This is a genomic window from Ignavibacterium sp., from assembly GCF_025998815.1.
In the GTDB taxonomy this organism is placed as follows: domain Bacteria; phylum Bacteroidota; class Ignavibacteria; order Ignavibacteriales; family Ignavibacteriaceae; genus Ignavibacterium.
In genome coordinates this window covers 1,249,428-1,268,262 of sequence record NZ_AP026678.1, presented here as the reverse complement: position 1 = coordinate 1,268,262, position 18,835 = coordinate 1,249,428, and the positions used below count along the sequence as shown (strand labels likewise).

General features: G+C 34.2%; 12 protein-coding genes. 6 read left to right on the top strand and 6 right to left on the bottom strand.

All coding sequences use genetic code 11. The features are described from left to right. Position 1 precedes the first annotated feature (1 nt). The 6 genes from Q0X14_RS05440 to fmt all read left to right on the top strand — a co-directional run bounded on the left by Q0X14_RS05440 (position 2) and on the right by fmt (position 6,497). Complete coding sequence (locus Q0X14_RS05440) at positions 2-1,465, top strand: aminoacyl-histidine dipeptidase (RefSeq protein WP_297843531.1); 1,464 nt, start codon at positions 2-4, stop codon at positions 1,463-1,465. Positions 1,466-1,554: 89 nt separating this feature from the next. Beyond that, on the top strand, positions 1,555-3,057 hold the full coding sequence (locus tag Q0X14_RS05435) for an MFS transporter (RefSeq protein WP_297843528.1): 1,503 nt from the start codon (positions 1,555-1,557) through the stop codon (positions 3,055-3,057). A gap of 77 nt (positions 3,058-3,134) precedes the next feature. After that, positions 3,135-3,887, top strand: a complete 753-nt coding sequence (locus Q0X14_RS05430) for a hypothetical protein (RefSeq protein ID WP_297843526.1) — start codon at positions 3,135-3,137, stop codon at positions 3,885-3,887. A 14-nt stretch (positions 3,888-3,901) separates the two neighbouring features. Further along, complete coding sequence (locus Q0X14_RS05425) at positions 3,902-4,873, top strand: aminopeptidase (RefSeq protein WP_297843524.1); 972 nt, start codon at positions 3,902-3,904, stop codon at positions 4,871-4,873. 143 nt (positions 4,874-5,016) lie between these two features. Beyond that, complete coding sequence (gene def / locus Q0X14_RS05420) at positions 5,017-5,583, top strand: peptide deformylase (protein WP_297843521.1); 567 nt, start codon at positions 5,017-5,019, stop codon at positions 5,581-5,583. 8 nt (positions 5,584-5,591) lie between these two features. Continuing rightward, entirely contained in the window at positions 5,592-6,497 is a 906-nt protein-coding gene (fmt, locus tag Q0X14_RS05415; RefSeq protein WP_297843518.1) for a methionyl-tRNA formyltransferase, read from the top strand. Positions 6,498-6,631: 134 nt separating this feature from the next. On the opposite strand, the gene Q0X14_RS05410 is transcribed toward fmt, so the two are convergent. The 6 genes from Q0X14_RS05410 to Q0X14_RS05385 all read right to left on the bottom strand — a co-directional run bounded on the left by Q0X14_RS05410 (position 6,632) and on the right by Q0X14_RS05385 (position 18,835). Continuing rightward, the gene (locus tag Q0X14_RS05410) at positions 6,632-7,318 is read right to left on the bottom strand and encodes a DNA methyltransferase (RefSeq protein ID WP_297843515.1); all 687 of its coding nucleotides are present in this window, start codon (positions 7,316-7,318) and stop codon (positions 6,632-6,634) included. A gap of 7 nt (positions 7,319-7,325) precedes the next feature. After that, positions 7,326-7,994: a BsaWI family type II restriction enzyme gene (locus tag Q0X14_RS05405; protein ID WP_297843512.1), complete on the bottom strand. Its 669-nt coding sequence runs from the start codon at positions 7,992-7,994 to the stop codon at positions 7,326-7,328. Continuing rightward, complete coding sequence (locus Q0X14_RS05400) at positions 7,991-9,301, bottom strand: DNA methyltransferase (protein ID WP_297843509.1); 1,311 nt, start codon at positions 9,299-9,301, stop codon at positions 7,991-7,993. Before Q0X14_RS05400 ends, Q0X14_RS05405 begins: the two co-directional genes overlap by 4 nt. Before the next feature lie 395 nt (positions 9,302-9,696). After that, complete coding sequence (locus tag Q0X14_RS05395; protein ID WP_297843506.1) at positions 9,697-11,862, bottom strand: hypothetical protein; 2,166 nt, start codon at positions 11,860-11,862, stop codon at positions 9,697-9,699. 14 nt (positions 11,863-11,876) lie between these two features. Then, positions 11,877-16,574, bottom strand: a complete 4,698-nt coding sequence (locus tag Q0X14_RS05390; protein ID WP_297843504.1) for a hypothetical protein — start codon at positions 16,572-16,574, stop codon at positions 11,877-11,879. A gap of 131 nt (positions 16,575-16,705) precedes the next feature. Further along, a complete protein-coding gene (locus Q0X14_RS05385) occupies positions 16,706-18,835 on the bottom strand; it encodes a hypothetical protein (protein ID WP_297843500.1) in 2,130 nt (709 codons plus the stop codon).

Below are 18,835 nucleotides of genomic sequence, written 5' to 3'. Positions count from 1 at the left end.
TATGGGAGAAATATTAGGACATCTAAAACCCGCACTGGTTTGGAATCACTTCGAAGAAATCTGCAAATATCCTCGTCCTTCCAAAAAGGAAGAGAAGATTGCCCAATATGTTGTTTCTGTTGGTAAAAGACTTGGTCTTGAAGTAGAAAAAGATAAGTTTGGTAATATTCTGATTAGAAAACCTGCAACTCCCGGAATGGAAAACAGAAAAACTGTAACTCTTCAATCGCATATTGATATGGTTTGCGAAAAGAATCGTGATGTTGAACATGATTTTGATAACGATCCGATTCAACCATATATTGATGGCGATTGGGTAAAAGCAAAAGGAACTACACTTGGTGCTGATAATGGAATTGGTGTAGCTGCTGCTTTGGCAGTTCTTGAATCGAATGATTTGCAGCACGGACCAATTGAAGCATTGTTCACTCTTGATGAAGAAACCGGTTTAACCGGTGCTTCAAGTTTGAAAAAAGGTTGGTTGAAAGGTGATATACTCATTAACATGGATTCTGAAGAACTCGGCACTTTATATATCGGATGTGCTGGCGGAAAAAACACTCAGGCAAAGTTCAAATTTAAACCTGAAAAATCTCCTCGTAATTATGTTGCCTTTGAAGCTAAAGTTGCCGGATTAAAAGGTGGCCATTCAGGACTCGAAATTCATGTTGGAAGAGGAAATGCAATTAAGATTCTTAACAGATTATTGTGGACTTATTCACGAGATAAAAAATTAAGAATTGCTAAAATTGAAGGCGGGAATAAACACAATGCAATTCCTCGCGAAGCATTTGCAGTTATTCTTGTTCCAAAAGCTGATGAAAAGAAATTCAAAAAGTTTGTTGCGGAATACAATACGACAGTAAAAGATGAGTTCGCAACTGTTGAACCTGATTTATCAGTTTCAGTTGAAAAGCATCAAATGCCTGACAAAGTAATGGATGAAAAAACTCAGGCAAAACTTCTGAATGCTCTTTATGCTGTTCCTCACGGTGTAATCAAAATGTCTGCTGATATTCCGGAACTTGTAGAAACATCTACCAACCTTGCTACTATTGTAACCGACGGAAAATTTGTTAACATAGTTACTAGTCAACGAAGCTCTGTTGCATCAGAAATAAAAGACATAACAAATATGGTATCTGCGGTCTTTGAACTTGCTGGTGCTGAATTAAATTATGGCGATGGATATCCTGGCTGGAAACCTGATGTTCATTCTGAAATTCTTCAGGTATTTAAATCAACATTTGCAAATATGTATGGAAAAGAACCTGAAGTAAAAGCAATTCACGCTGGACTTGAATGCGGAATAATCAAAGAAAAATATCCGCAAATGGATATGATTTCTTTTGGACCTACAATGTTTGGTGTTCATTCACCTGATGAAAGATTACAGATTTCTACCGTACCTGAATTCTGGAATCAACTTGTAAATGTTTTGAAAAATATTCCGGTCAAATCATAAAAATAAATTGTTGTTAACAGGCGAAGCAGTTTAAATCTGCTTCGCTTTTATTTTTAAATTCGCACTAGACAAAAATTGAAGGTTAGTATATGAACCAAGTTTCTGTTTCTAAACCTGAACCAACTGCATTACTTCGCTGGACAGTTTTACTTCTGATAAGTCTGGGAATGTTTGGTAATTACTATATCTATGATAGTATTAGTCCGCTTGCTGATTTGCTGAAATCACAACTCGGATTTTCAGATTCCAATATTGGCTTGCTTAATGCGATATACTCTTTTCCAAACATAATAATGGTATTGATTGGCGGATTGATAATAGACCGAATCGGCACACGAACTTCAGTTCTGATTTTTACAACACTGATTATGCTCGGTTCTATTATCACTGCAATCACAGGAAATATTATTGTGATGTCAATCGGAAGATTAATTTTTGGTTTAGGTGCTGAATCAATGATTGTTGCAATCACTACTGTAATTGCAAGATGGTTCAAAGGTAAGGAATTATCATTTGCTTTCGGATTGAATTTAACCGTTGCACGACTTGGTTCATTTCTCGCGCTTAATTCTCCAACCTGGGGAAAATCATTGTATGAATTCTGGCAAACACCGCTTTGGGTTACTGTTGCTGCCGGTGTGTTTGCATTCTTAAGTATCATTGTGTACTTCTTCCTTGATGTTTATGCTTCAAAAAATTATGCGTTGGCTAGCGAAGGTGAGCAGGATAAAATTCTTCTTTCTGATATCCTAAGAATTCAGGAAAGCAAAAGATGGATGTATCTTGGATTAATTTTATTAGTAATAGTCATACTACTTTTCATTGCGCCGGAAAACTGGTCAATCTACTTAATTCTTTTTATTGTTTCTGCGCTTGCATTATTTCTTAAATCATCTTCATTCTCAAAATCATTCTGGTACATCACAGCGCTTTGCGTTACATTTTATTCAGCAATGTTTCCATTCCAGACTTTTGCAATTAAATTTTTTCAGGAAGCACACGGAACTAGCAGAGAAGTTGGTGGAAATCTCTCAAGTATTCTTACTCTTGCTGCAATGGTTTTCACTCCATTATTTGGTTTGCTGGCAGATAAAATCGGGAAGCGCTCTTTACTAATGATGTTCGGTTCTTTGTTGATTATTCCTGTTTATCTTATGATGGCATATAAAGTCGGAAGACCAGATATAATGACCGACAGTGATTTTATTCATATCAGTATAAAATTTTTTGACATTGATGCGATGATTCCAATCTATTTGATTTATCCGATGGCAATGATGGGAATAGCATTTTCGCTTGTTCCTGCTGTGATGTGGCCCTCTGTAGCTTTAATTGTTCCAAACGCAAAGCTTGGAACAGCTTATGGATTAATGACAATGATTCAGAATATTGGTTTGTTTGGATTTAATCTTTTGATTGGATTTGCAAATGATATTTCAGGTGCAAGTGCTGAGAATCCTGCAGGATACAATCTTGGAATGTGGATATTTTCAATATTAGGTTTTCTTGGATTGTTATTTGCATTCCTTTTAAGAAGAAGTGAACTTGGTTCCGGTGGACACGGTTTGGAAAATGGAATGCAAAAATCTTAGCAGATGATTATTTATTCGCTGGTTGATATTTCTTTAAGTTATTTGTTAATTTGTTACTGAAAATTTGTGAGTTGGCTATGTTTAAAAAAATTATAGTTATAGTGTCATTAACTTTTACATTCGTAAATGTAAATGCACAATCATTTGGCTTTGGTTGTCTTGGTTTGGTTGGAGGTTACGGAGGTTATAATTATCAACAATATCAACCCGGAATGCTTGAAACTTATGTTAATCAATTCAATGCAAATTCTGTAGCTTCGGGAGGAAAGCAGTTAGATAAATTTGGTAAAGCAGAAGGTTATAGATTAGGTCTGAATTTTTTCAGAGCAAAGTTTAGCGGATTCTTTATCACTGCAAAAGGTTACTATCAACAGTTGGCTGAATCTCACGAGGGGAGTTTAAATTCAAGAGCCGGAGTTTTTAATTATGATTATGATCTAAAATTAAAAAGCTGGGGAGTTGGACTTGATGTTGGTATTCCTATCTTCAACGGACTTCACTGGAAAATTTTAGATGGAGCTCTTTTAATTAACTCAGCACGTCTAACCGAAACAGTCAATTCATTTGCCGGCACTTCAGTGCAGAAATTTAATAATGACAAAACAGAACTTGGATACTCAGTCGGCTCTGGTTTTGTGGTTGAGGTGTTAAAAAACTATATCAGCATTGAAGGTATTGTTGCTTATAGTTATTTGAAGATTGATAAAATGAGTACAGATGAAAATTTTCAGTTCAAAGATTTAATTGATTCTCCCGATGCAAACGAACCATTTATAAAATCAGGCGGCTTTAATGCTGTGCTACAACTAAATGTTGGATTTCCGCTATAATCAAAAGGAAAAAAATGAAAAAGAAATTAACAAAACTTGATAGTGCTTGTGTTATAGCAATCAGGGATTGTATGGGCACTAAACCAGAAGAAAAAATTTTGGTAATTACAGATGAACAAAAGAGAGAAATCGGATTAGCACTTCACGAGAATGCAATCAGATTGGGTTATTATTCTTTGCTTGTGGAGATGAAATCCGGAAAAATAAATGGCGAAGAACCTCCTGCAGAAGTTGCAGAGTTAATGCAGAAGTTCGATGTGGTCTTTTGTCCGACTGCAAAATCACTTACTCATACAAACGCAAGAAGAACTGCTTCTGCCAAAGGTGTAAGAGTTGCAACATTTCCGGGAATTACTAAAGAAGTTATGATTCGCGGAATGAATGCAAACTATAAAAAAATAGCTGCACTCTCAATTAAGCTAAAGGAAATTCTTGAGAAGGGAAAATTTATCAGAGTTACTGCACCAGCCGGAACTGATATTTCATTTTCGATTGAAGGACGAACTGCTTATGCAAGCAAAGGATTATTTCATGCAAAAGGTGAAAGCGGAAATCTTCCAACAGGTGAAACATTTTTAGCTCCTGTTGAAGGAACTGCAAACGGAATTTTTGTAGTTGATGGTTCTATGGCAGGTTTGGGATTAATTAAAAATGCAAATATCAGAATTGAAGTTGAAAATGGTTATGCTACAAAAATATCAGGCGGAACTTTAGCAAGAAAACTAAAGCAACAACTTGATTCTGTTGGGAAAGATGCACGAAACATTGCGGAGTTCGGAATAGGTACTAATGATTCTGCAAAGCTTAGCGGAATTCTGCTTGAGGATGAAAAAGTTATGGGAACGATTCATATTGCTTTAGGAAATAATGTTTCTATGGGTGGAAGTGTAAATGTTCCTATTCATCTTGATGGTGTTGTTAAAAAACCAACTGTTTGGCTTGATGATAAATTGTTAATGAAAGATGGAAAGCTCCTGATAAAATGATAAATGCTTAGTCTTAAATGCTTAATTAAAATATAAATGATTTAATTCATTGAGCATTGAACATTTAAAAAAACCCTTTCTATTCGAAACAGCTTTTTTTATTTTTTACCAGAATATAAAATAAATTATTGGTTAAGTAATAAATGTCAATACTTCCTATTACAGTTTGCGGTGATAAAATACTTCGAAAGAAAGCTGCAAGAGTAAATGAAATTGATGATAAAATTATCAACATCATTGCTGATATGTTTGAAACAATGCGAAACGCAAACGGAATCGGATTAGCTGCAAATCAGATTGGAGTTAATCGTCAGATTTTTGTTGTTGATATTTCTCCTGTAGAAGGTTATGAAAAATATAAACCGCTGGCTTTGATAAATCCTAAAATAATTTCAAAGTCAGATGAAACATCTTCATTTGAAGAAGGTTGTTTAAGTATTCCTGATCTTCGTGCTGATATTATAAGACCGAAAGGTATTCAGATTTCATATCTTGATACCAATATGAAAGAGCATACAATTGAAGCTGATGATTTGTTAGCTCGTGTTATTCAACACGAGTTTGATCATCTGCAGGGAGTTTTGTTTATTGATTATCTTGATGACGAAAAGAAAAAAATATATAAAAGACATCTTGATAAAATCAGAAAAAGAAAACTTGAAGTTCAATATCCAATCAGCAATTCTTCCGATTACCTTTTAATTAAATAGGTGTGCGAATGAGAATTGTTTTTATGGGCACACCTGATTTTTCAATTCCTTCACTTAACGCAATTTATCAAAGCAAACACGATTTAATTGCCGTCGTAACTACTCCCGATAAAGAACGCGGCAGGGGACAGAAAGTTACATTCACACCGGTTAAACAATTTGCAGTTGAAAATAACATTCCCGTATTTCAACCTGAAAAACTGAAGGGTAACGACGAATTCGTTAATCAGATGAAAGAACTTCAACCTGATTTATTTGTTGTGGTTGCATTCAGGATTTTGCCGAAAGAGATTTTTGAAATTCCGAAATATGGCTCGTTCAATCTTCACGCATCATTGCTTCCGAAATATCGTGGTGCCGCACCGATTCAATGGGCAATTATAAAAGGAGAAACGGAAACCGGATTGACTACCTTTAAATTGGCTGAAAAAGTTGATACCGGAAATATCTATCTTCAGGTTAAAGTACCGGTTTATCCCGAAGACAATTTTGGAACACTGCACGACAGATTGAGTGAACTCGGTGCCGATGTTGTTATGAAAACTATCAGTTTAATTGAAAGTGGAAATTATCAGTTGCTTCCGCAGGATGATTCGCTTGCATCACCCGCACCAAAAATCACAAAAGAAATTTGTAAAATTGATTGGAACAAACCTGCCGAAGAAATTCACAATCTTGTTAGAGGTTTGTCACCATATCCTGCTGCATTCTTTGTTCACAATGAAAAAGTAATTAAAGTTTACAAGACCGAAGTTGTAAAAGAAATTAAGTTAGCACCAGCAGAGTTTCATCAAACAAAAAAAGAATTAATTGTAGGTTGCGGAAAAGATGCAATTAAAATTCTTGAAATCCAGCAGGAAGGGAAGAAGCGAATGAGCATTGAAGAGTTTTTAAGAGGGTTTAGGTTTGGATAATTGAAACTTAAATAAGCTGAGAAATTCAGAGATAATATCTATTGCGTAGAAAAAAATAATTTATTACAAGAAACTTCACTATTTATTTTTTTACTTTTTAACCTGTAATAAGAACCGATTTTCTTTATATAATTTTATCTTTTTTGCATTATGATTAAATATTTAAACCCTCGTAAGTAAAAATTAAACTTTCTTGCACGGTTGTGCCAAACGCTGGTATTAGAAGTTTGATTATGCCGAGTTACACAAATTATATCAACGGGCTCAAAATATTTTTCTAATCGTTGATATAAAAGAAATCCTGTAGGAGTAAATTTCTTTTTTATCCATTGGTCGCCTATGAGCCACGCTGTCACTTTTCTTGGCTTTAGTATTCGTTCAATTTCTTTTGCAACTTTTTCTAACTCATCAAAGAACTCTGTTTTCTCGCAAGATATTTTTCCAATACATCTTGGATCATCAGAATACTTTATATTATCGGAATAAGGTGGGTCAATGAAAACGAAATCAACGGAATTAGCTGCCAATGGAATATGTCTCGCATCGTTTTTTATTACATCTGGGCGAACAACATTCAAATCGTATCCAATAACTTTTCGGTTAAGTTCTTTTGCAACATCTATGGTCGTTCCACTTCCACACATTGGGTCTACTACCAAATCATTTTCTTTTGTGTATCGTTGTAATAAATTCCAAATTACAAATGCGGGAGTTACTCCATTGTATTTATTGTTACCGTGTGGTTTATTTCCATAATTTTGAGTTGGAAAATCCCAGAGAGTTGTTGATTCAAGAATAAGTTCTTTATTGTTCTTTCTCATTTAAAGATCATTGAATTATTTTTCTTAAATCTTCAATAAATTTGTCAAACATTTTAACCTTGTTACTTTCCTCTATATCTGTCTCACTCAAAACATAGCTTCCATCTAAATCCGTTTCAACTATTGCTCTACCTTTCTTTGCTGGTATTTTTGTTGTGAGCGTTCCGTCTTCGTCTGGTGTAACAAAATAAACTTTTATGTGCTGTGTAACTTTATCTGAAGCAAGTTTTATTTTCCAATAACCAGTTTGTGCAATTCTCTCTCTCAAAGTTACTTTACTTGAAAGCACTGCAATTATTTTACTGTCTTTCGGATTATAAATAACTATATCTACATCAGGGAGATGTGAGCCAAACTCTCCGTAATCAATAAGCAAGTTTCTTTTTACTTTTCCTAAAACTTCAGGTAAATTTTTTCCGTTAGTTCGTTCAAGTAGATTTCCATTTACTACTTCAAGTTCCAAACTTCTGACTTCATCTACGATTATGTATTCAATTAGTTTTTCAAGATTTTTACCTTTAAATGATCTCCAGGATTGTTCGTGATCATCTCCCTCAAAATCTTTCTGATGTTGAGCTTTTGCTTCTCGCAAAAGATTCGAAATGTGACGATATGCATCTTTCCCGAATTTCTCTTTTTTCTTTTCGTAAAGTATTATAAGGTCATTGATAGTCATAATTTCTCCATTATTAAAATATATTCTGTCGGATAAGCCAACTTTAAATTTTTATCTGTTGTTTTTACAAATTGTCCCGTTAACGTATCTCGCGTAGATGGAAGCATTTTTGAAGGAATTTCTCTATGAATTATATCGTGAGTTTTGAATCCAATATTCTCGAATTGTTCTTGAAAAACTTCTGCATTTAAAATTTTTACACCGTTAAATTCGGTGTTACCAATTACAATGCAAGATCTACCACCTTTTTTCAAAACTCTTTTCATTTCTAAAAATGTTTCTAGCATATCAGCAAAATAATTTTTTACCTCTCTGCCTTTTTTATTTTCTCCTAATTCTGAAACAATTTTTTCTGCAAGTGTACTTTTCAAATCAATTTTTCCTCTATCTCCTTTATAGGCACTACCAATAAATTTTCTCCTGAAATCTGACAACTCATTTAAATAACCAAACCACAAGGAAGGTAACTGATGTAAATCAGCGTACTCATAAGAAGTTACATAAGGTGGGCTTGTAACAATTAGTGTTGCTTTTTCATTTTCGCAAGGTAAATTTCTTGAGTCACTGCACTGTACAACTCTGTATTTGTCAATATTCTGTTTTATTAATGGATTTAAAATTTTGTCAAACTCATAATGCTTTTTCAACATTTTTTGTGATTGATTGAGAAACAAAGTAAGCGGTTCGTAAATTTTTTTATTTGGATCACGTGTGGGCTTAACACTTTTCTGCAACCAGATAGAACACGATTTTAGGATTTGAGCAAATGCGATTAGGAAAAAATCTCTGATATCTTTATTCTTTATTTCTAAAATCCTTGCAAAAATTATTGACAATTTTTCTTTTTGCTGGGGTAAAAACCAATAATCAATTCTTTCATTTTTTGGTAAAAGTTGTTCTGCATTTTTCAAGAAGTAATCAAAATTTCCATTTATTCTACTTTTTAAATCAAAATCAAGGTTAGTGAACTCTTGCAAAAGTTGTGAAATTTTAATTGGGGTTGTCTTAACTTTTGTGAGTAAACAGGCGATTTCGTTTATATCTGTTCCAATACTAATTCTGTTATTTAAAATGGATTCAACAATAGTCGTCCCACTACCCATAAAAGGGTCAATGACAATATCTCCCTCTTTGGAATTTTCTCGGATTAGGCGTGCCGCGAGTTGTGGAATAAATTTAGCAGGATATGTGTAGTACCCGTGTGTAATGTATGAAGTATCCTTGATAGTCATGTTTGAAAATGACCAAGAGTAATCAACGGGGATTTCTGAAAAAGATGCTAGTTCTAATATTTCCTTATTACTCATCTATTATTTCTATTTATTTTAAATTACAATTTTTTATTCCAAAACATGCACAACTTTTGGTAGCTTTTTAATAGCCCATAATTCAAAATTTTCTACAATTAGTATAGGTAAAAGTTATTGGTGTTTTTACTCAATTGCTTTTATTTACAACTCTAAATTAATAAAAGCTTATCTATAACTAAAGATTACTGAAGGAAATTAATTTTCATATTTTTAGAAATCCGGCAGGAAGGGAAGAAGCGAATGAGTATTGAAGAGTTTTTAAGAGGGTTCAGGTTTACTGAATAATGAAAGGACCGGAGTTCAAATTTCCGGAATGAAATAAAACATTGAGCTGAGTTTAATGTGAACTCCGATCCTAAATAAAGTTAATTACTTACCTTAGTTGCTAATTCTTATTTGTACAAAATTTCCTTTTTATCACTCAACTTTGATTCTCCGCTGAAATTGTCATAAGCTTTTATTGCATAAAAATATTTTCCGCTGCCGTTTGAGAAATCTGTGTCAATGTAATTACGGACTTCAGAGGATTTTAATGTTTTGTATCTTGTTAAAGGTTGATTCTCGTATGCACGGTAAATTACAAAGTATACATCCTTCTTATCTTCGTAATTCCAGCTTAGATTTGCGGATTTTTTCCCCGAATCATAAGAGACATTAAAATTTTTAATGTCAGGTAAGATTCCAAGATAATATGGTCTTGCCTCCAGAATAAATGACAACTCCGATTTCAGGTTGCTGCTATCAACAGCAAACAGGCAGTATTGATATGTAATGTTTGCAGATACTTTATCATCAACATAAACAGAATCTTTTGGTTTAAGGACTGCAAGTGTGTCCCATTTTTCTTCACCATTTACACGCTTAAGGACGAAATGGTTTTTTACATCTTCGCTTTCGCTTGGAATAAATTTTAAGGTTACATCCTTCTCTGTAACGAGTGCATCGGTTAGTACAGGCGCAATCGGAGGTACAACATCCGGTCTGGGCACAGCAATTATTTCGGAAAGTTCAGATTCATTATATCTGTTATCTAGTGCTGTTGCTCTGTAATAAACATACTTTGTCATTGTTTGAAGGTCAACCGTATCGGTGAACTCAACTTTAAATCTGAGTTCAGACGAATCAGGATCAAAAGATTCAATGATTGATGAAAATTCATGATAAGGTGCATTTGCTTTGAGAATTCTGTAACCCATCAAATCAAATTCTTTATTCGGTTGTAATCTCAATGTAACAACTCCGTTTGAATCCATAAATGCTTCTTTCCATTTTGGCGGAGCAGGTGGAACTGTATCATTGAGTACAACATAGACCGGATAAGAAGAGTTAAAATTTCCTGCAGTATCGAATGCAAACACAGTGTAGAAGTTGTAATTATTTTTTGAAAATGTTGTATCAATAAATTCCCGGGTATCTTTTGACAATGGATTTTTATGAATGTAATTGTATTTACCATCAATAAGAGAATCGCGACCAACATAAAATCCCACCAAATCACTTGCAGGTGGATTTGCCATTTGCCAGGTGATTCTGACTTTATTTTCATCAATATGAGCTGGCTGAGGAACATAAGGTTGTTCCGGTGGAGTTCGATCCCTTCCCATCGCAGTTATTTCTCCAAGCAGAATTTCATCAGCAAATACAGTCATTGCATAAACACGATATGTATAAGGTTTGTAATTTATAATTGTTGTATCAATGAATGAATCTTTATTCAAACTATCTGACGGAGCGCTCTTTAAAGTAAGCAGGGGAGAGTCATTAAGTCTTTTAAAAGTTTTTTTATCCTCTGACCTTTCAACATTATATGTACTGAACTGAAAATCAGTGTCCCAGATGATTTCTATACTTCCGTCATTTTCATTTGCCTGAAGTTGTTGAAGTGCTCTCTTTGGATCGAACTTAGTATTTTTAATAGAAAAGTATGTTGTATCGAATGAGTATAGATTTGATTTATAATTGATATAAATTCTGTAAGAGTAAGTTTCATTTTCTTTCACATCACGATCAACATAAAAAAGTCCCAAACCTTCTGCTGCAGTTAAACTATTATTTGCAGCAATTAAAGAAAGTAACAACGCCCATTCCTGACTGCTTCTCTTTTCTTTAATCGATTTCAGAAAATCTTCATTCTCCTGTGGCAAGTTTAATTTTTCTTCATCATCTTTTTCACCAATACCAAGAGTAAAAGCTATTCCTTCATTATCAAGCGAAGAAACATCTTTTGGAGGTCGAGATTCAAAATATTCTTCCCATTTTTCATAAGGCCAGGGTTTTATTGGTTGTTCAGTTACTTTAGAGTATTTATCGGTATTTCCATTGGGAAGAACTTTTGCTTTCTCAATGATAAAACCATTTTCTTTTGCAAGACGCCATGCAATTGGATTTGTAACTGCCCATCGAAGATAAATTGAATCACCATAAGCACGTGCAGTTAATCCGATTTTAAGTTTTGTTGGCTCTTCGACACTCTGAGCAAAAGAAATATTAAAGAGTATTAGAATTGAAAAAGTAACTTTACAAATCTGATTTATTATTCTTCTGATGTTCATATTCATTTTCATTCTCCAACTTAGTTATTTGGATTAGCCGGTGGATTATTATTCTGAGCAGACAATAAAACATCCGTATTGAATGTAACTGACTTAATTTCATAAATGAAATTGTTGTATTTGTCTTTTGCCTTTTCCCAGCTATTAGTCGAAGTATTAAACTTCCACAAATCTGCTCTAACGGTAAATTTATATTTTGAATTATCATCCAGGTTTCTGAATATATTTCCCTGATACTGATTCGAGCCACGATTGATCCAGTATTCGTAAGCATTCATATAATTTCTTTGAGCCGAGCGCGTAATATTCTGTTGCACCTGATTATCAATCATCTGGTTTCCGGAACCAATTGTTACATACTTAATTAAGTCAGCAGTATATGTAACTTTAAATGTTTTTGTCTGGATATTTCCGTTTGATTGTAACTCAGGAACTTCAAACGGAGTCTCATCATAAGCTGTGTAAACATTTATTTTCTTTCCCGGATTAATTAAATCATTCGATTGAGGATCAACATTCAGAATCAAATCACCGATTTTATCTGTTGCATATTCCTGAGTAAATGTTTGTGTGTAAGAAGTTTGTTGAATATTATTGCAGGGACTTCCCCAATTAAGATCAACATTCCCGGACCAATTCAAACCAAAAACATTTACATGTACTGTTGCTTGTCCCTGAACCCACGATGGATTGATAAAACCTGCCTGAGTCCAGAAACCAACTTTAATCGATGCAAGATTTGCTATACAGGGATCAGGATCCCCCTTACCTTTACAACAAATAAGACATGGTCTTTTATTTTTTCGTGCAAGCTCAACTCTTGCATATCCATATAACCAGGCAGCTGCACTGCCGTTTGCATACCAATTATTAAAACCAATCGGATTACCATTACATCCGTTGTATTGTAGTAATGACAAATTAATTTCAAAACCACCACCACCACCGTATTTAAGATAAGGAGTTCTTCCTCCAACAGCCCAGGATAACCAACCCATTCCGAGTGATTTATCAACACTGAAGAACACTCCAGCGCCAAATGAGAATCCTCTTCCTGTTCCTGCCAGAGTTGGAATTTGTGTTGTTGGAGCAGTTAGATTTAAACCTACAGAAGCTAATCCATTCAAGGTTTGTGGTTGAAACCCTGTTCGAACAAACTGACCAATGTCATTTCCAAACATCAGATATTCCCAACTTGTAACTCCCAAAATTTTTACTTTATTTGTTTGTGAAGGTTTGCCTGCAAGGAAATACCATTTATTTGTTTTTCCGTTTATCATCAGAAGCAAGCTAACTTTATCGTTTGGATTTCCAATTCCATCAGTTCTGACAACAGGGTTATTTCTTGGATATTGAATAAAAGCATTTGCATTCATCAGGAAAAGTTTGTCTGGCGGAGTATATTCAATAGTAACATCTCCATAAACCGGTGCTTCATTCCGTTTGAGCAAATCAGCTTTTGCCCAAAAGTTCGTGACGAAACTTATTTTGTTTAATCCTCCACTGTTTGAAAATTGTGCGGATAAAGCTGCATCAAGATTAAATGTTTTTGGTTCAGGGTAAGTGCCCATAACAGCCATAACCTTAAAGCCAAAACCAATAGAATTATCAGGTGTGAATGTCGCACCACTTGTAGGTGTGTTTGAAACATTTCCGGCATTTTGAACTTCAGACGGAGTTGGCATTGATAAGTTGGAAACATTTATTCGCTGCCAAGCTGCAGCTCCAAATCCATAAAATGCAACACCTGGCAGAAAAACTATTCCATACTGTTTTGGTAAAATTGCTTTTGCTTCTACATACCAATAGCGATAGTAATTATTTCCATTGTTGTACTTGGTTGAACCGACTTTAAAAGAAGAGGACAATTCCATCTGTATGGAGTTAAAAGTTGCTTTAATATTTCCACCAAATCCATTTCCAAACGTAGGGTTTGTAAGTTCACTGAAGAATGCGATCTGACCTTTTACTTTTACCGCAGCCAGATTGACGTTTAGATTTATTGTATCAACGACTACGCCATTTAAGTTTGGTTGAAATTTTCCATTATTGTCCTTCGATACCGCGCCTAAAATAGATAGCTTGCTTGAACCGGAAAATTTCTCATTCAGATTGACATCAACTTTAAATGATAATGAACCATTCAACACTTCATTGCCTTGTGCCTGATGTTGTTCAAATTTAATATTCTTGATAGTAATAGGAATGTTGGCAAATGATTTTTGTGGACTCGCAAAACTCCACTGTCCTGCATTTATTTTTAGTTTGCCTTGTTGTTGTGTTCTGCTTTCATCATAATCAAGATTAAGATTCTGGAAATTAGTCTGAATATTTATTCTCTTTACATTAAACAAATCCAAATTGGCAATGTTAAATTGTCCGTTTAAGTTAATTACAAATTTGGGATTGCTGCTCAGCCACATATTGAATGTGGATGTGTTACTGATTGTTAATGAAGCATTGCCAAACAACTTTGCCTGTATTGCATTCTGTGGTTGCAAACTTACCTGCAATGAATTTGAATTCATTAAGTTAATTTTATAAAGCAATGCATTTTGCTGATTAGTTTGGGAAATTGGAAGAACGATTTTTCCTCTCACATAAGCATCGGTAACTGAACTGCACAATAAAACCAATTTAACAGAATCTACACTTGCAGACATTGATGATATTTTACCATTTGGAAATGTAAGAAGATTATTCGCTGAAATCGTTCCGGTTATTCCTTGTTTATTTATTATCAAATTGTTGATAGATATTTCAACGGGTTGATTTGAAGTGCTGAGAAAATTATTTGGCAAATTTACTTTTGCAGTTTTTACAAAAAATCCTTTAAAGTCCGGACCCTGCGTAGCATTTGCCGGATAGTTGGCAGGAAAAACTATAGATTGTGGATTCAAGCTAACTGAATTGTCAAACCACATTTCATTTATTTCCAGCTCGACACCTGATGTACCAACAATCGAACATTTATTCAAAGAAGTTTGAACAATTAAATCATCCCAATGTTCAATAGTTGTAATTGCACTTGCTTTAGCTTTTTGTCCGTTATCAGGAATTGGTTTTAGCCAGCTTCTTGGGAAAAGAAAATCGAGATCAACATTGAGTGTGTTAAATCCCTGACAATCCCAATTAATAAAAGTTCCTTTCGGCTGTCCTGCAACTTGTTTTCCACCAGAAGGTTTTTTCTTAATCACAATTTCATAAGTATCACCATTCGGAACATTTCCCACTATACTAACATCCTGTATCAAAGCCAATTCACCTGAAGATGAAGACGGACCTTGTGGTGAAAATGGAATGTCACCACCTTTAAATGCAAGTGTATCGTCTTCAACAGGGAAGACAGCTAAACAATTTAATTTAGCTGAAGTTGGTTCAAACTTCATTTCGGAAATTGCGATTGTATATCCTTTAATATTGTTGAAACCAAGAGGAAGTTTCAATGGAGTATCGGTATAATCCTGAACCATTTGGTTTAGATCAAAATCCTTAACCAATTTATTAACAACAGGCCAACCACTGAATGCATTATGTAGCCAGTTATCGAGTTTCTTAACCTGTTCTTCAGTCCAATTAAAGTTTCCAACAACATTAATTCCCCATTGATATGGCCATGGTTCAGGTGTTTGATCTTTTTCAGTGAAAACAGTACCATTAAACATTACAGTGTCTGAATTAATTTTTATGTTTTGAAATTCAACTGCAATAGGAGTTTTTAACCAGGGGACAACAATTGAACCTTTACCTGTCAAGCCAGCACTGTTTCCGCTTGCCTGAAGTACTTTCATTTTAAAGTGACCAACCTTAATGTAGTTATTAACATAATCCTGTGCGGATTTATTATCAGGATTATTATTAGTGATTTGCAAGCTCGGCAAATTGCTATTGCAAGGACTAACAACACTTTGCTTTAAATTAGTTGTAGTGCTGTCTCCGGTTGTGTCACCACCAGCAAATTTCAAATTACTTTTACTTACTGTGAATGTCCAAATTTCACTTGCAGTCTGTTCCGGATTATCCTTCAGATAAACCTGCCAGGCATAAGTTTTATTTTCGGAAAACTTTCTTTCGTTTGCAGGATATTGGAAGTTAGGTATTTTGATTCCATCCTTCTGGAAGAATGGTCTGTTATCACGCATTGCAACTAAAGGACTTTGATTTCCTATAAGTTCAACAATTCGTAATGAGTATTCCTTCGCAGATGGAAGTGGCACCCAACTGAAAACAACTTCATTCTCCGAAATAACTGATTCATCATCGGGTGAGATTAATGTGATGTTACTTAGTTGTCTTACCGAATGATAAATACAATTTTCCTGTCCAATAATTTCATCAGATTCATTATAGACTGTAATACAAATTGTGTAATCACCGTCAGGAGCTCCGCCGGTTCTTAAAAGAATTTCTTTGTACCGATTGTTGTAGTAATTAACATCTGCATTAGGAAAATCTTTTTGTGTATAAGTGTTGTTGCCAGGTCTGATAGTAAATATTTTTGTTCTGGCTTCAACAATTAATCCGTCATTGTCTTCGGAAAGAGTTCCGACAATGTAACCTTTGATTTCTTTTCTCGTAGTGTTATTTAAATCAATAGACCACAAGTCAGAAATACCAAAACGATTTGGTGGTGGTTGCTTTAATCTTGATATGACTTGATTCTGTGAGAATACATTGATCGTAAATAAATAAATTAAAATTAGTATTCTAATTTTCATTTTGCCTCCGTATAAGAAGTTGGGCGATTGAAAATAATTACTTATCCATTTTTAGCAAAAATCTTGATTATCTATTTAATTTTATTAAACCAGTATTAGTTATATGATTCTGTAATGCATATAAATAAATTTTAGTTTACACCTGGTTCATTTACACCAATCTGATATTTTTGCTTAATTATTAAAGACTCAATATTATTTTTCCTTAATTGACTAACTTTATTTAATCCTTCTTTCCCTATCTCAATCACTGATTTATCTTCTGTAGATTTATCACTTTTCAAAATGATTAATATGTCTTTAGTTGTGATTCCATTTCCGCTATTTGGAGGAGGTAGAATATCTAACATTTCAATTTCTTTTATATCTGGACATAATTTGCATAAACAATACTCGGTGTTTCCTGGCCAATGTTTGCAACTGCAGGATACGCCGCCATCATTCGTACAACCACAACCTTCTGGAGGACAAGGCACGGTCTTGCTAGTGGGAGTCCCGAACAAAATAAGAATTTCTTCACCCAACTCTGCACTATTTTCTTCTTTGATAAAATTTATTAACCCTGCATTTACCCGTTCGCCAAAAGTTGCTCCTTGTGTTTGCTTTGTGACTGTAAATTTTTTAGTAGGCTTTACAACTTCATCCGCAATTAAAATTCTGACAAACTCTTCAAGCTCACTCTGAAAATTATCAAGATTCGATTCAGCTATTTGACCTTCAGGATACAATAAAGTTATCCTGAAATTTTTCTTTTGTGCTTCTGTTTTGATGATCTTATATGGAAGAGATTTAGTTTTAATAACTAAATTGGGCGAAGCACTGGTTCTTTTGTAAGTAATATTATTCCAATCATTATTTTTGAATGTATTACTAATAATATTTTCAATTTTTTCACCGCCTCTTTGCCGAAGAACTAAAGTAACAGCACCAGATTCTTCAAAATCAGCACCGAGCAATAGAGTGGTTACTTGTCCTACATTCATCTTTAAAGATGTAGAATCAGAGTGATTCCCGGTATTATCTCCTGGAAAGATAAGATCCCAAACTTCTTCGTTGTCAGCAAATAAAAACACCAACAAATTTCTGCTGTTTGATTGCTGATTTGCTAATTTAAGAATTTCTGTAACTTGTCCGGCGCCAATGATTCGTCTTCCGCCATCAATTACAGCTTTTTTAACTCTATCAGCTAACTCAGCTCCAGCTCTGAATCTTACTTTCTTATTGTCTAAGTTTATTGTATCGTGGATTCCCTCGTGATCAATAATCCTCCAAAGTATTCCGTTTTGCTGTTCTCTGGTAAATACTTTTTTAAATTCACTTACAAAGCTTTCGTCATTAAAAATTTCTAAAAGACTTTCAACCAAATTACCGTGGCCATTACAATCTTTATCCATAACTTTAGTTGGGTTTTCACCCACATTAACATTTTTTGATCCACACAAATTAAAGACAACTATCTCGAGAGAATCAAGTTCATTATTGTTTGTCAATGCTGACTTGCAGCACTTCCAAACATACACATCACTTTGACTTTCTCCGGCTTTAACCTGCCACGCAAAAGTTCTTCTGATATCTTTCCTTTCACTACCTCTTAAAAAAGACTTAACTTCTGACTGACTTAGCTGAAAACTATTACTACCAAAAATATTTTTTTCTACAAGTGGTCTGTTTTGTTCAATTGCAACAAAAGGTGATTGACCATCGAGTACTTCAACTATTTTAATGTTGTACTTTTGTGTTTCTGGTAATGGACTCCAGCTAAATAAAATTGGCTGCTCAGTATTAACGATTTCGTCGTCATCTGGGGAAATTAAAGTTATTGGAACTGCAATTCTTACCGAATGAAAAATACAATTTTCCTGTCCAATAATTTCATCAGATTCATTATAGACTGTAATACAAATTGTGTAATCACCGTCAGGAGCTCCGCCGGTTCTTAAAAGAATTTCTTTGTACCGATTGTTGTAGTAATTAACATCTGCATTAGGAAAATCTTTTTGTGTATAAGTGTTGTTGCCAGGTCTGATAGTAAATATTTTTGTTCTGGCTTCAACAATTAATCCGTCATTGTCTTCGGAAAGAGTTCCGACAATGTAACCTTTGATTTCTTTTCTCGTAGTGTTATTTAAATCAATAGACCACAAGTCAGAAATACCAAAACGATTTGGTGGTGGTTGCTTTAATCTTGAGATAACCTGAGTTTGTGAATAAACAGAATGAAATAAAAATAAAATCAGAAAAACTGTGAAATATTTTTTCAT